Source organism: Pseudomonas sp. 14P_5.3_Bac1 (assembly GCF_025466135.1).
In the GTDB taxonomy this organism is placed as follows: domain Bacteria; phylum Pseudomonadota; class Gammaproteobacteria; order Pseudomonadales; family Pseudomonadaceae; genus Aquipseudomonas.
Map to the genome: position 1 here is coordinate 112,017 of NZ_JANLOF010000038.1, position 14,482 is coordinate 126,498.

General features: G+C 60.9%; 15 protein-coding genes. 6 read left to right on the forward strand and 9 right to left on the reverse strand.

Annotated elements, in window-relative coordinates; genetic code table 11:
• Positions 1–43: 43 nt before the first annotated feature.
• Together NTD89_RS09190 and dadA are read right to left on the reverse strand one after the other, a co-directional pair.
• On the reverse strand, positions 44–397 hold the full coding sequence (locus NTD89_RS09190) for a RidA family protein (RefSeq protein WP_262207204.1): 354 nt from the start codon (positions 395–397) through the stop codon (positions 44–46).
• The gene (gene dadA / locus NTD89_RS09195; RefSeq protein ID WP_262207206.1) at positions 369–1,670 is read right to left on the reverse strand and encodes a D-amino acid dehydrogenase; all 1,302 of its coding nucleotides are present in this window, start codon (positions 1,668–1,670) and stop codon (positions 369–371) included. Before dadA ends, NTD89_RS09190 begins: the two co-directional genes overlap by 29 nt.
• Before the next feature lie 156 nt (positions 1,671–1,826).
• Here dadA and NTD89_RS09200 point away from each other — a divergent pair, with 156 nt between their 5' ends.
• A complete protein-coding gene (locus NTD89_RS09200; protein ID WP_003176896.1) occupies positions 1,827–2,315 on the forward strand; it encodes an Lrp/AsnC ligand binding domain-containing protein in 489 nt (162 codons plus the stop codon).
• 127 nt (positions 2,316–2,442) lie between these two features.
• Here the strand turns inward: NTD89_RS09200 and NTD89_RS09205 are convergent, their stop codons facing one another.
• Entirely contained in the window at positions 2,443–2,796 is a 354-nt protein-coding gene (locus tag NTD89_RS09205; RefSeq protein WP_016975913.1) for a YkgJ family cysteine cluster protein, read from the reverse strand.
• A 115-nt stretch (positions 2,797–2,911) separates the two neighbouring features.
• On the opposite strand from NTD89_RS09205, the gene NTD89_RS09210 reads away from it, so the two are divergent.
• A complete protein-coding gene (locus tag NTD89_RS09210) occupies positions 2,912–4,204 on the forward strand; it encodes an NAD(P)/FAD-dependent oxidoreductase (RefSeq protein WP_262207208.1) in 1,293 nt (430 codons plus the stop codon).
• On the opposite strand, the gene NTD89_RS09215 is transcribed toward NTD89_RS09210, so the two are convergent.
• Complete coding sequence (locus NTD89_RS09215; RefSeq protein WP_262207210.1) at positions 4,205–4,429, reverse strand: DUF1127 domain-containing protein; 225 nt, start codon at positions 4,427–4,429, stop codon at positions 4,205–4,207. It abuts the gene before it with no gap.
• 165 nt (positions 4,430–4,594) lie between these two features.
• Here NTD89_RS09215 and NTD89_RS09220 point away from each other — a divergent pair, with 165 nt between their 5' ends.
• Both NTD89_RS09220 and NTD89_RS09225 read left to right on the forward strand, forming a co-directional pair.
• A complete protein-coding gene (locus NTD89_RS09220) occupies positions 4,595–6,019 on the forward strand; it encodes a PLP-dependent aminotransferase family protein (protein ID WP_262207212.1) in 1,425 nt (474 codons plus the stop codon).
• A 62-nt stretch (positions 6,020–6,081) separates the two neighbouring features.
• Positions 6,082–7,650, forward strand: coding sequence for a phospholipase D family protein (locus tag NTD89_RS09225; RefSeq protein ID WP_262207214.1), 1,569 nt, complete (start codon positions 6,082–6,084; stop codon positions 7,648–7,650).
• A gap of 123 nt (positions 7,651–7,773) precedes the next feature.
• On the opposite strand, the gene NTD89_RS09230 is transcribed toward NTD89_RS09225, so the two are convergent.
• Positions 7,774–8,916, reverse strand: coding sequence for an MFS transporter (locus NTD89_RS09230; RefSeq protein ID WP_262207216.1), 1,143 nt, complete (start codon positions 8,914–8,916; stop codon positions 7,774–7,776).
• Positions 8,917–9,103: 187 nt separating this feature from the next.
• Positions 9,104–10,597, reverse strand: a complete 1,494-nt coding sequence (locus NTD89_RS09235) for an aldehyde dehydrogenase (RefSeq protein ID WP_145158132.1) — start codon at positions 10,595–10,597, stop codon at positions 9,104–9,106.
• Positions 10,598–10,827: 230 nt separating this feature from the next.
• On the opposite strand from NTD89_RS09235, the gene NTD89_RS09240 reads away from it, so the two are divergent.
• Positions 10,828–11,190 carry a cupin domain-containing protein gene (locus NTD89_RS09240; protein ID WP_262207218.1) on the forward strand — a complete coding sequence of 121 codons (363 nt, stop codon included), beginning with the start codon at positions 10,828–10,830 and terminating at the stop codon, positions 11,188–11,190.
• A 71-nt stretch (positions 11,191–11,261) separates the two neighbouring features.
• On the opposite strand, the gene rpmG is transcribed toward NTD89_RS09240, so the two are convergent.
• Both rpmG and rpmB read right to left on the reverse strand, forming a co-directional pair.
• Positions 11,262–11,417 (reverse strand): 50S ribosomal protein L33, encoded by a 156-nt coding sequence (rpmG, locus tag NTD89_RS09245; RefSeq protein WP_003176906.1) that lies wholly within the window; start codon positions 11,415–11,417, stop codon positions 11,262–11,264.
• 11 nt (positions 11,418–11,428) lie between these two features.
• A complete protein-coding gene (gene rpmB, locus NTD89_RS09250; RefSeq protein ID WP_003176907.1) occupies positions 11,429–11,662 on the reverse strand; it encodes a 50S ribosomal protein L28 in 234 nt (77 codons plus the stop codon).
• A gap of 458 nt (positions 11,663–12,120) precedes the next feature.
• Between rpmB and NTD89_RS09255 the strand changes: the two genes are divergently transcribed.
• On the forward strand, positions 12,121–13,713 hold the full coding sequence (locus NTD89_RS09255; RefSeq protein WP_262207219.1) for an ABC transporter substrate-binding protein: 1,593 nt from the start codon (positions 12,121–12,123) through the stop codon (positions 13,711–13,713).
• Positions 13,714–13,740: 27 nt separating this feature from the next.
• Here NTD89_RS09255 and radC read toward each other — a convergent pair whose 3' ends face one another.
• Positions 13,741–14,415 (reverse strand): RadC family protein, encoded by a 675-nt coding sequence (gene radC, locus NTD89_RS09260; RefSeq protein WP_119737230.1) that lies wholly within the window; start codon positions 14,413–14,415, stop codon positions 13,741–13,743.
• Between the last annotated feature and the right edge of the window lie 67 nt (positions 14,416–14,482).

Here is a 14,482-nt window from a genome sequence, read left to right on the forward strand (position 1 = left end):
CGGCACCGACAGACAGCGCCGGCACCGGGAGAGGGATCATTGGTTAAGGCAGCGCGGCCACGACGGACAGCTCTACCAGGATTTCCGGTTCGCACAGCTTGGCTTCAACCGTGGCACGGGCCGGGGCAACGCCTTTAGGCAGCCACTTGTCCCACACCGCGTTCATGCCTGCGAAATCGGCGTCGATGTCTTTCAAGTAGATCGTCACCGACAGCAGCTTGGATTTGTCGGTGCCGGCCAAGTCCAGCAAACGCTCGATATTGGTCAGGGTTTCACGGGTCTGCTGTTCAATCCCGGCACTCATGTCGTCGCCGACTTGCCCTGCCAGATACACGGTACCGCTGTGAACAACGATCTGGCTCATGCGCTCATTGGTGAGCTGGCGCTGGATTGACATGTTTTGCGGACTCCTGGTGGTTGCCGTAACGGGAAATATCGAGGCCTTCGGCGCTGATCTGCGGGGTTTTCTTCGCCATCAGGTCGGCCAGCAAACGACCAGAGCCACAGGCCATGGTCCAGCCAAGTGTGCCGTGCCCGGTATTGAGGAACAGGTTCTTGAAAGGCGTGGCACCGACAATCGGCGTGCCGTCGGGTGTGGTCGGGCGCAGGCCAGTCCAGAACGTGGCTGCGGTCAAATCGCCGCCCTGAGGATAAAGGTCGTTGACGATCATCTCCAGGGTTTCACGCCGGCGCGGGTTCAGCGACAGGTCAAAACCGGCGATTTCAGCCATGCCGCCAACGCGGATGCGGTTGTCGAAACGGGTGATCGCGACCTTGTAGGTCTCGTCCAGAATGGTCGAGGTCGGTGCCATCGCCGGGTTGGTGATCGGCACGGTCAGCGAGTAACCCTTGAGCGGGTACACTGGCGCCTTGATCCCCAGCGGCTTGAGCAGTTTCGGCGAGTAGCTGCCGAGGGCCAGTACATAACGGTCTGCGGTTTCCAGCGTGCCGTCGATCCACACGCCATTGATGCGGTCGCCTGCGCAGTCGAGGCGCTGGATGTCCTGCTCGAAGCGGAACTCAACGCCCAACTGCTTGCACATGTCGACCAGGCGCGTGGTGAACATCTGGCAGTCGCCCGTCTGGTCGTTCGGCAGGCGCAGGGCGCCAGCAAGAATATCCGTGACGCTGGCCAGGGCCGGCTCAACGCGGGCGATACCGGCGCGGTCGAGCAGCTCGAACGGTACGCCAGACTCTTTGAGCACGGCGATGTCTTTGGCCGCGCCGTCCAGTTGGGCCTGGGTGCGGAACAATTGCGTTGTGCCGAGGCTGCGGCCCTCGTAGGCAATGCCGGTTTCAGCACGCAGCTCGTCGAGGCAGTCGCGGCTGTACTCGGACAGGCGGACCATGCGCTCCTTGTTCACTGCGTAACGGCTTTGGGTGCAATTGCGCAGCATCTGCGCCATCCACAGGTATTGATCGATATCGGCGGTGGCCTTGATCGCCAGCGGCGCGTGGCGCTGCAGCAGCCACTTGATCGCCTTGAGCGGCACGCCCGGGGCGGCCCAGGGCGAGGCGTAACCAGGCGACACCTGGCCGGCGTTGGCGAAACTGGTTTCCATGGCAGCGGCTGGCTGACGGTCGACCACGACGACTTCAAAGCCGGCCCGCGCCAAATAGTACGCACTGGTCACACCAATGACGCCGCTACCCAAGACCAGAACGCGCATTTTTATATCCTCATCGCGGGCTTGGCCGCTGACGTGTGTTATTGGAGCAATGATGAGCGCAGTATAAAAAGCAACTGCCAGTGCATTTCACTATATAAATGCCTATATTTGGCGACAATTCTCGGCAAAAACCCTTTTCACAGAGGCGTATCCCCTATGCGTACCAACACCCAGACCAAGCGGGAGCTGGACAAGATCGACCGCAATATCCTGCGCATCCTGCAAACCGACGGGCGCATTTCATTCACGGAGCTGGGGGAAAAGGTCGGGCTGTCGACCACGCCGTGCACCGAGCGCGTACGCCGCCTGGAACGCGAAGGGATCATCATGGGTTACAACGCGCGGCTCAATCCGCAGCATTTGAAGGGCAGTTTGCTGGTATTTGTCGAGATCAGCCTCGATTACAAGTCCGGCGACACCTTTGAAGAATTCCGCCGCGCCGTGCTCAAACTGCCCCATGTGCTGGAGTGCCATTTGGTGTCGGGTGACTTCGACTACCTGGTGAAAGCGCGCATTTCCGAGATGGCCTCGTACCGCAAATTGCTCGGCGACATCTTGCTCAAGTTGCCCCATGTGCGCGAATCAAAGAGCTATATCGTGATGGAAGAGGTCAAGGAGAGCTTGAACCTGCCGATTCCGGACTGACCGACACAATACGGTCAATGTGGGAGCGGGCTTGCTCGCGAAAGCGGAGTGTCAGTCACCAGACTCATCGACTGATTCACCACCTTTGCGAGCAAGCCCGCTCCCACATTTTGACCGCGTATAGTCGCTAGACCAGCACCTGCCGGGTGCTGGCCATGTATTCGTGGATTTGCTTCTCAACCCGCGGATGAATCAGCTCCACCGGCCGCCGCCCGTTGGGGCACGGCAGGGTCTTGGTGGTGCCAAACAACCGGCAAATCAGCGGCCGCTCGTCATATACCGTGCAGCCGTTGGGCCCAAGGTGCACGCAGTTCAGCTCGTCCATGGCCGCGTCCTGCTCGGCTGCGGTCTTGCGTGGCAGGCGCGACATTTCCTCGGGCGAGGTGGTCACCGGCCCACAGCAATCGTGGCAACCCGGAACACACTCGAACGAAGGAATCTGCCTACGCAGCGCGCTGATTTTCTGACTGTTGCAACTCATCGGAACACATACCGGACGGCGAATAGGCGTGGATTCTGACGCAAAACGCCCTGCGCAGACAGCTTCGTCCGACCGCTGTATCCTGCGTCAAATTTTCCAAACAGGGATGCTCCCCATGACCGCCAGCGCCCGGCACACCGCTTCCTACTACGCCGCCAGCAGCGTCCCACAACCCGATTACCCGGCGTTGACGGGCGAGGTCAGCGCCGATGTGTGCGTGATTGGCGGCGGTTACTCCGGGCTCAACACCGCCCTGGAACTGGCCGAGCGCGGTTACAGCGTGGTGTTGCTGGAGGCGCGCAAGATGGGCTGGGGCGCCAGTGGTCGTAACGGCGGCCAGCTGATTCGCGGCGTCGGCCATGGCCTGGACCAGTTTGCCAACGTGATCGGCACCGACGGTGTGCGCCAGATGAAGTTGATGGGCCTGGAAGCCGTGGAGATCGTGCGCGAGCGCGTCGAGCGCTATCAAATCCCCTGCGACCTGACCTGGGGTTACTGCGACCTGGCGAATAAACCTCAGCACCTGCACGACCTGGCCGAAGATGTCGAAGAACTGCGCAGCCTCGGCTATCGCCATGAAGTGCGCCTGCTGCAAGCCAACCAGATGAGCAGCGTGATTGGTTCCGACCGCTACGTGGGCGGCATGATCGACATGGGTTCTGGTCATTTGCACCCGCTGAATCTGGCCCTCGGCGAAGCCGCCGCCGCGCAGAAGCTGGGCGTGAAGCTGTTCGAGCAGTCCGAAGTAACACGCATCGACTATGGCCCTGAAGTCAACGTGCACACCGCCCTCGGCAATGTGCGCGCCAGGACCCTGGTGTTGGCGTGCAACGCCTACCTCAATGGCCTCAACCCACACCTGAGCGGCAAAGTGCTGCCCGCCGGCAGCTACATCATCGCCACCGAACCATTGAGCGAAGCCCAGGCCGCCCACCTGCTGCCGCAGAACATGGCCGTGTGTGATCAACGGGTGACGGTGGATTACTTCCGGTTGTCCGCCGACCGCCGCCTGTTGTTCGGCGGTGCCTGTCACTATTCCGGACGGGATCCACAGGACATCGGTGCCTACATGCGCCCAAAAATGCTCAAGGTGTTCCCACAACTGGCCGACGTGAAGATCGACTACCAGTGGGGCGGCATGATCGGCATCGGCGCCAACCGCTTGCCACAGATTGGCCGGCTGGCCGATCAACCCAATGTGTATTACGCCCAGGCCTACGCCGGCCACGGCCTCAATGCCACGCACCTGGCCGGCAAGCTGCTGGCCGAAGCCATCAGCGGCCAGCAGCAGGGTCGTTTCGATTTGTTCGCCCAAGTGCCGCACATCACCTTCCCCGGCGGTAAACATTTGCGTTCGCCGCTACTGGCATTGGGAATGCTCTGGCACCGGTTCAAAGAGCTGGTCTGATCAATCGCGCCAGAACGGTTTCAGGCCTTCCTCGCGCGCTTGCTCGACGCTCAGCCCGACGTCGCGCAGTTGTTCGCGGGTCAAATGCAGCAAAGCCTTGCGCGTGTGGCAGCGATGCAAGAACAAACGCCAGCGGCTGATATCCCGCGGCGCCGTCGCGCGCTCTTGCCCTGCCTGCAATTCCTGACTGTGTAACATCAGACGCACATCGCTTATGCCGCTCATTTTGCTGCCCCTCATTTGCTTGTTGCCATGAGTGACTAGCGTGAGCGCAACGGCAAAACCATGACAGATTCAACGCATCTTTATTAAATCCATACAGATGCTGCCCATGGACGCCTGAATCCTGTATTTTCCGCCTATCTGTACTGGTCCTCGGGAGCGACCGCCATGACCCTTTACGTCAACCTCGCCGAATTGCTGGGCACGCGCATCGAACAGGGCTTCTATCGCCCCGGCGATCGCTTGCCGTCTGTGCGCGCGTTGAGCGTTGAACATGGGGTTAGCCTGAGCACCGTGCAACAAGCCTACCGCTTGCTGGAAGACAACGGCCTGGCGATGCCAAAGCCCAAATCCGGCTACTTTGTGCCGGTTGGGCGCGAGCTGCCGGCGCTGCCCGAGGTAGGCCGCCCGGCCCAGCGGCCGGTGGAAATCTCGCAATGGGACCAGGTGCTGGAACTGATACGCGCGGTGCCGCGCAAAGACGTCATACAGATGGGCCGTGGCATGCCGGATGTATTGTCACCGACCATGAAACCCCTGCTGCGCAGCCTTGCACGGGTGAGTCGCCGCCAGGATCTGCCGGGGCTGTATTACGACAACATCCTCGGCTGTATGGAGTTGCGCGAACAAATTGCACGCCTGTCATTGGATTCCGGTTGCCAGCTGACGGCCGAAGACATCGTGATCACCACTGGTTGCCATGAGGCGCTGTCCGCCAGCCTTCACGCGATCTGTGAACCGGGCGATATCGTCGCGGTGGACTCGCCAAGCTTTCACGGCGCCATGCAGACCCTTAAAGGCCTGGGCATGAAGGCCCTGGAAATCCCAACGGACCCAATCACCGGCATCAGCCTTGAAGCGCTGGAACTGGCGCTGGAACAGTGGCCGATCAAGGTCATTCAGCTGACGCCCAACTGCAACAACCCGTTGGGCTACATCATGCCGGAGGCACGCAAACGTGCGTTGCTGACCCTGGCCCAGCGCTTTGACGTGGCGATCATTGAAGACGATGTGTATGGCGAATTGGCCTACAGCTACCCTCGCCCGCGTACGATCAAATCCTTCGATGAAGACGGCCGCGTGCTGCTGTGCAGCTCGTTCTCGAAAACCCTGGCGCCCGGTTTACGCATTGGCTGGGTAGCGCCCGGGCGCTACCTGGAGCGGGTGCTGCACATGAAATACATCAGCACCGGTTCCACCGCGACCCAACCACAAATCGCGATTGCCGAGTTCTTGAAAAGTGGCCATTTCGAACCGCATTTACGGCGGATGCGCACTCAATACCAGCGCAATCGCGACCTGATGCTCGACTGGGTCAGCCACTACTTCCCGGCCGGCACACGCGCCAGCCGGCCTCAAGGCAGCTTCATGCTCTGGGTGGAACTGCCGGAAGGCTTCGACACGCTCAAGCTCAACCGCGTGTTGGTCGAACAAGGCGTACAGGTGGCGGTAGGCAGTATCTTTTCCGCCTCCGGCAAATACCGCAACTGCCTGCGCATGAACTACGCTGCCAAGCCGACGCCGCAAATTGAAGAAGCAGTACGCAAAGTCGGCGCCGCCGCGATCAAGATGCTCGCCGAGACGCCAGACTGACCTTTCGCCGGAATTAGCCGTCTTATGCCCACAATCGCCCTGACCTGGAAGCAGCGCCCTTGATGATCCAACGGCTTTTACCGTTTTTCCTGCTGGGCGCTCTGGCGCTGGGCGGCTGCGCAACAGTCGACACGCCGCGCATCCCCAGCGACGCCCTGCCCGCCGCGCAATCCTCATTCGGCCGGTCGATCCAGGCGCAGGCGGCGCCGCATCAAGGCCGCTCAGGTTTTCGTTTGCTGCCCAACAGCAGCGAAGCCTTCATGGCCCGCGCCGAACTGATCCGCAACGCCCAGAGCAGCCTCGACCTGCAGTACTACATCGTCCACGACGGCATCAGCACGCGCATGCTTGTGGACGAACTGCTCAAGGCGGCCGACCGCGGCGTGCGCGTGCGCATCCTGCTGGATGACACCACCAGCGACGGTCTCGACCAGGTCATCGCCACCCTCGCCGCCCACCCGAAGATCGAAATTCGCCTGTTCAACCCGCTGCACCTGGGCCGCAGCACCGGCGTCACGCGGGCCATGGGGCGCCTGTTCAACCTGTCGCTGCAACATCGGCGCATGCACAACAAGTTGTGGCTGGCGGACAACAGCGTCGCCATCGTCGGCGGCCGCAACCTGGGCGACGAGTATTTCGACGCCGAGCCCAACTTGAATTTCACCGATATCGACATGCTCAGCGTGGGCCCGGTGGCCGAGCAACTCGGGCACAGCTTCGATCAGTACTGGAACAGCGCGCTGAGCAAACCGATTGATGACTTTGTCTCCAACAGCCCCTCCAAACGTGACCTGGCCGCCGCCCGCGTGCGCCTGCAAGATTCGCTCGCCGAGTCCCGCCAACAGAACCATGCGCTGTACAACCGCTTGCGCACCTACCAGACCCAACCACGCATGGGCATCTGGCGCCGCGAGTTGATCTGGGCCTGGAACCAGGCGCTGTGGGACGCGCCGAGCAAGGTGCTGGCCAAGGCCGACCCGGACCCGCAGTTGCTGCTGACCACCCAACTGGCGCCGGAGCTTGAAGGCGTCAACCATGAGCTGATCATGATTTCGGCGTATTTCGTCCCCGGCCAGCCTGGGCTCGTGTATCTGACCGGCCGAGCCGACGCGGGAGTGTCTGTGAGCTTGCTGACCAACTCGCTCGAAGCCACCGATGTACCGGCGGTACATGGCGGCTATGCGCCGTACCGTAAGGCACTGCTGGAGCACGGCGTAAAACTCTACGAGCTGCGCCGCCAACCCGGCGACCCCAGTGCAGGCAGCGGCCCGCATCTGTTTCGCCGGGGCTCGCTGCACGGCTCGGACTCCAGTCTGCACAGCAAGGCGATGATCTTTGATCGGGAAAAGTCGTTTATCGGCTCGTTCAATTTTGACCCGCGCTCAGTGCTGTGGAACACCGAAGTCGGCGTGCTGGTGGACAGCCCCGAGCTGGCGGAACACGTGCGCAACCTGGCGCTGCAAGGTATGGCGCCGGCGTTGAGCTACCAGGCGAAATTGCAGGATGGCCAAGTGGTATGGGTCACTGAGGATAACGGCCAACTGCACACGCTGACCGATGAACCCGGCAATTGGTGGCGCAGGTTTAATGCCTGGTTTGCTACCTCTGTCGGTCTGGAGCGGATGCTGTAGGAACAATGAAGATCCAGTGTGGGAGCGGGCTTGCCCGCGATGGCGGAGTGTCAGATGCCGTGTTGGCACCTGACACACCGCTATCGCAGGCAAGCCAGCTCCTACAGTTGATTGCATTTCAAATCAGGCGGGCTGTGCGACGCCAAATGCACCCTGACGCAACAGCAGCACCACCAGCCCCAACGCGCCGGCCGCCATCAGCAACGGCAACGCGTGCCCGCTGATCCACTGGCTGCCCGCACCGGCCACCAACGGCCCTATCAAGCAACCGATGCCCCACAACTGCGCCACGTGAGCATTCGCGCGCACCAGCGCATCGTCGCGGTAACGCTCGCCGATCAGGATCAGCGACAAGGTGAACAACCCACCGGCACTGGCGCCGAAGATCACCCACACCGGCCAGATCAGCGGGGTGTGTATCAGCAGTGGAATCGCCAGGCTCGAGATCAGCAACAGCACCGCACAGCTCAAGAACAGCGTGCGACGCGGCAGGTAGTCAGCCAATGCGCCGATGGGCAATTGCAACAGCGCATCGCCCACCACTACCGTGCTGACCATGGCCAAGGCGACCTCGGCCGTGAAACCCTGTTGCAGGCAATACACCGGCAGCAGCGTCAGAATCATCGCTTCGAACGCCGCGAATAAAGCCACCGCCCAGGCAATCGCCGGCAGGCTCAGGCAAAAACGCCATAAGTCGCCAAAGGTGACACTGAAGGATTCAGCCGTCGGCGCGCCGGAGCGCCCCAGCAACAGCAGTGGCGCGACCATCAGCAGGCCCACGCCCACCCAGAAGCCGTAATCATGGTCGGTGCCGATCAGACCCAGCAGCAGCGGCCCCGACAGCTGGCTCAAGGCATAACTGCAGCCATACAGCGCCACCAGGCGGCCACGCCATTGCTCCACCACTAATTGGTTGATCCAGCTTTCACCGAGGATAAACACGATGGTCAGGATCACCCCGATCATCAGCCGCAAGACCAGCCAGACCGGGTAGCTGGGCAGGATTGCCAGCAGGCCGATGGACACTGCACCGGCCCACAGACACAGGCGCATCAGGTTGGCGGTGCCCAGCCATGAGGCCATGCGGCTGGAGACCTTTGCGCCCAGCAGTACGCCGAAGGCCGGCATGGCCGCCATCACCCCAATGGCGAAACTGCCGTAGCCCCAGCCTTCAAGGCGCAGGGACACCAGCGGCATGCTGACGCCCAGGGCCAGGCCGACACTCAGTACCGAGGCCAGGACGGCGAAATAAGTCGCCCAACGCATGTCCACGCTCCTGTGGATAATTTTCAGGGTTTCAAACGAAATGTAGGAGCGAGCCTAGATGGGAGCCGGGCTTGCCCGCGATGCAAGCACCTTGGTGTGTCAGTCACACCTCGGTGATGCTATCGCAGGCAAGCCAGCTCCCACAAAAGCCAGCTCCCACATTTGGCCTGCGGTGTTTCCTACAGGGTTACAGCTTGATCCAGGTCGCCTTCAGTTCGGTGTACTTGTCGAACGCGTGCAGCGACTTGTCGCGACCGTTACCGGACTGCTTGAAGCCACCAAACGGCGCGGTCATGTCGCCGCCATCGTACTGGTTGACCCACACGCTACCGGCGCGCAAGGCCTTGGCCGTCAGGTGCGCCTTGGAGATATCCGCAGTCCACACCGCTGCGGCCAGGCCGTACTGGGTGTCGTTGGCGATGGCGATGGCTTCTTCGGCGCTGTCGAAGGTGATCACCGACAGAACCGGGCCAAAGATTTCTTCCTGGGCAATCTTCATGGCGTTGGTCACGCCGTCGAAAATCGTCGGCTCAACGTAAGTGCCACCGGTTTCTTCCAGGGTGCGCTTGCCGCCCGCAACCAGCTTGGCGCCGTCGGCGTGGCCCGCTTCGATGTACGACAGCACGGTATTCATCTGCTGGGTGTCCACCAGCGCACCGACGTTAGTTGCCGGGTCCAGCGGGTTGCCTGGCTTCCAGCCTTTGAGGGCCTCGATCACCAGCGGCAGGAATTTATCCTTGATGGAGCGCTCCACCAGCAGACGCGAACCGGCGGTGCAGACTTCGCCCTGGTTGAAGGCGATGGCGCCAGCGGCGGATTCGGCCGCCGCTTGCAGGTCCGGAGCATCGGCGAACACGATGTTCGGGCTCTTGCCGCCCGCTTCCAGCCACACGCGCTTCATGTTGGACTCGCCGGAGCGAATCAACAGCTGCTTGGCGATTTTGGTGGAACCGGTGAACACCAGGGTGTCGACGTCCATGTGCAGCGCCAGCGCGTTGCCAACCGTGTGGCCGTAGCCCGGCAGCACGTTGAACACGCCTTTTGGAATGCCAGCTTCAACGGCCAGGGCCGCGATGCGGATGGCGGTCAGCGGGGATTTTTCGGACGGCTTGAGGATCACCGAGTTACCGGTGGACAGCGCCGGGCCGAGTTTCCAGCAGGCCATCATCAGAGGGAAGTTCCACGGCACGATCGCGCCGACAACGCCGACCGGCTCGCGGGTCACCAGGCCCAATTGATCGTGCGGCGTGGCGGCGACTTCGTCGTAGATCTTGTCGATGGCCTCGCCGCTCCAGCTCAGCGCGTTGGCTGCGCCAGGCACGTCAATGCCCAGGGAGTCGCTGATCGGCTTGCCCATGTCCAGGGTTTCGAGCAGGGCCAGCTCTTCGGCATTGGCCTTGAGCAGCGCGGCGAAACGGATCATGACGGACTTGCGCTTGGCCGGTGCCAGACGTGACCAGACGCCGGAATTGAAGGTGGCGCGGGCATTTTCTACAGCGCGCTGGGCGTCGGCGGCGTCGCAGCTGGCGACGGTTGCCAGCAGGCGGCCATCGACCGGGCTGATGCATTCGAACGTGTCACCGGAAACAGCGGCGGTGTATTCGCCATTGATGTAGGCGCGGCCTTCGATCTTCAGATCCTTGGCGCGTTGTTCCCAGTCGGCACGGGTCAGGGTGGTCATGCGAGTGTCCTCCTCTTATTGAATACAAGGGCCAGGTGATGTCCCCCGGCAGCCTCAAAGAATTCTTGCCCGGCCAGCCTGCTGTTCGGCTCAAGGCAGCTGCCACCCTAAACCAGCGGCTGGGGGTGTTTCAATATATTTGACACAACGCCGGTAAACGCCCTTGCGATGTTCATTTTAATAAACATAGACTTTGGACTCTCCAACCGCAGGCCAGACGGGACACGCACATGAGCATCCAGGACATCGTCGACTTCAGCCAAGCCAATACCGCCCCCGAACGCTACCGGCCTGCTGCCGAAAAAGTCCTCAAGGGCGATCCCGAGCAAACCCTCTACAACCACTACAACAGCCCGTGCGGCCAGATGAGCGCCGGGGTCTGGGAAGGTGAAGTCGGGCAATGGAAGGTCAACTACAGCGAGCATGAGTACTGCGAAATCGTGCAGGGCGTTTCGGTGCTGCGCGATGCCGATGGTAACGTCAAGACCTTGCGTGCTGGCGACCGCTTCGTGATCCCCGCGGGTTTCAGCGGCACCTGGGAAGTGCTGGAACCGTGCCGCAAGATCTACGTGGTGTTCGAACAGAAAGCCTGATCAGCAAATCACAGGCAAAAAAAAGCCCGACTCGTGAGAGACGGGCTTTTTTTCACAAGGAAGAAAATCAATTACTTGATTTTGCCTTCTTTGTAGATCACGTGCTTGCGAACGCGCGGGTCGAACATTTTCTTTTCGAGCTTGTCCGGGGTAGTACGCTTGTTCTTGTCGGTAGTGTAGAAGTGACCAGTACCGGCGCTAGAGATCATTCGAATCAATTCACGCATGATAAAGCTCCTTAGATCTTGCCGGCGGCGCGGATTTCGGCCAGCACGACAGTGATGCCGCGCTTGTCGATGATACGCATGCCTTTGGCAGATACACGCAGGCGAACAAAACGTTTCTCTTCTTCAACCCAGAAGCGGTGATGCTGCAGGTTCGGCAGGAAACGACGACGGGTTTTGTTATTTGCGTGGGAAATGTTATTCCCAGTCACCGGACCCTTACCGGTAACTTGACAGACTCTCGACATGCCTCAGCCCTCTAAAACCACATGCCCAACCCGGCATGGGTTGGCCGCTTAATCTCTCAGTCATTTGGCGCCAGGCGCCGCGTTTCTTTAAGGGTCTTACCGGCTACACCTACAGTGAAGGAACCGGGCCCCTAGAAAAGAGCGCTGCTTTATACCAGAAAGACCAAGGTGCAACAACAGCCCGTGTGTTTTTACCGGCGTAAATCTTGGCGACAGACGCCTGAACCGTTGCCAGGAGTGGCCGCTGTCACAGCCGACCGCTCGTCGCACAGAATGATTTACAGCGCCCGCACGCACGATGAAGTGCGCGGCGAAACGCGCTGAGGCGCCATCAAAACAGCATTTGCGCCAAAAGCACAGGCAAAAATGGACTGGTCATTTATCAATCAGACCACTACGGTAGGCTTTTTCCAGACTGCACTCGCAGATGGGCCTTCGATCTGCAAAGGAAACCGAACATGCGCCTCGCTGCCCTACCGCTATTGCTAGCCCCTCTATTTATTACGCCGACGGCCCTGGCTGCTACCAGTTTGAGCGTGTGTACCGAAGCCAGCCCTGAAGGGTTCGATGTGGTGCAATACAACTCGCTGACCACTACCAATGCCTCGGCCGACGTCCTGATGAACCGCCTGGTGGATTACGACGCCGCCAGCGGCAAGCTGGTGCCGAGCCTCGCGGACAGTTGGGACGTTTCGCCAGATGGCCTGACGTACACCTTCAAGCTGCACCCGGACGTGAAATTCCACCGCACCGAATACTTCACCCCAAGCCGCACCCTCACCGCCGAAGATGTGCGCTTCAGTTTCGAACGCATGCTCGATCCGGCCAACCCGTGGCACAAGATCGCCCAAAGCGGTTTCCCGCATGCCCAGTCGCTACAGTTGCCGACGCTGGTCAAGAAAATCGACGCCCTCGACCCGCTGACCGTGCGCTTCACGCTCGATCACGCCGACTCGACCTTCCTCGCCGCGCTGAGCATGGGTTTTGCCTCGATCTACCCGGCCGAATACGCCGACAAGCTGCTCAAGGCCGGCACCCCGGAGAAACTCAATAGCCAACCGATCGGCACCGGCCCGTTTGTTTTCGTACGGTTCCAGAAAGATGCCGTGGTTCGCTACAAAGCCAACCCGGACTATTTCGCCGGCAAACCGGCTGTGGATAACTTGCTGTTCGCCATTACCCCGGACGCCAACGTGCGCCTGCAGAAATTGCATCGCGACGAATGCCAGATCGCCCTCTCGCCCAAGCCGCTGGATGTAGGCGAGGCCGAAAAAGACCCGGCATTGAAGGTGGAGAAAACCGCTGCCTTCATGACTGCATTCGTGGCCATCAACAGCCAGCATCCGCCGCTGGACAAGCCGGAAGTGCGCCAGGCAATCAACCTGGCTTTTGACAAGAACAGCTACCTCAAGGCTGTGTTTGAAGGCACCGCCGAGGCGGCCAATGGCATTTATCCACCCAATACCTGGAGCTATGCCAAAGACCTGCCGGGTTATCCACAGGACATTGCCAAGGCCAAGACGCTGCTCGACCGCGCGGGGCTCAAAGGCGGTTTCAAGACCACCATTTGGACACGCCCGACCGGTAGCTTGCTGAACCCCAACCCTAACCTGGGCGCACAACTGTTGCAGGCAGACCTGGCCAAGATCGGCATCCAGGCAGAGATCCGTGTGATCGAATGGGGCGAACTGATTCGCCGCGCCAAGGCCGGTGAACATGACCTGCTGTTCATGGGCTGGGCCGGCGATAACGGCGACCCGGATAACTTCCTGACCCCGCAGTTCTCTTGCGCGGCGGTGAAATCCGGCACCAACTTCGCCCGCTACTGCGAACCCGCGCTGGACAAACTGATCAGCGCCGGCAAGACCACCAGCGAGCAAGGCGTGCGCACCAAGCTGTATCAACAGGCCCAGGCGCAAATCCAGCAGCAGGCGTTGTGGCTGCCGCTGGCGCATCCGACCGCGTTTGCCCTGACACGCAAGAATGTCGAGGGCTATCAGGTGAGCCCGTTCGGGCGCCAGGACTTCTCGAAAGTCAGCGTCAAGCCCTGATGACCAGCCCCGCCCTTGTGGGCGGGGCTACATCCACCCGTATTCCGCCATCGACAATGGATCACCATCGCCGACAATGATGTGATCCAGCACCCGCACATCCACCACCTCCAACGCCTTTTGCAGCAACTTGGTCAATTTTCGATCAGCCGCACTCGGCTCGACACTCCCCGAAGGATGGTTGTGACACAGAATCAATGCTGCCGCGTTGTACGCCAACGCACGCTTGACCACTTGCCGCGGGTAAACAATGGCAGTGTCGATGGTGCCCTGGGACAGCGCCTCAAACCCCAGAACGCGGTGCTTCGAGTCGAGAAACAGACAACCGAAGATCTCGTGGGGCTCATGGCGCAACAGCGCCTTAAGGTAATCACGCACGGCCAGCGGGCTTTCCAGCACCGAGTCCGCCCGCAGGCGCTCGGCCATGTGCCGCCGGGACATCTCCAGCACCGCCTGCAACTGGGCAAACTTTGCCGGCCCTAACCCCAAATGCTGGCTGAACAGCGTCTGGTTGGCCTCCAGCAGCGGGCGAAGGCCACCAAATTGCGCCAATAAATGGCGCGCCAGGTCGACCGCGCTTCTGCCCGACACCCCGGTGCGCAGGAAGATCGCCAGCAGTTCGGCGTCCGACAACGTTGCCGCGCCCCATTCCAAAAGTTTCTCCCGCGGACGTTCCGCCACAGGCCAATCGCGAATACTCATCCCACCTCCGTGTGCATGTGCGCCGCTGTTGCCCGGCGGACGCTGTGTTATCTTAAGCCCTCTTTTT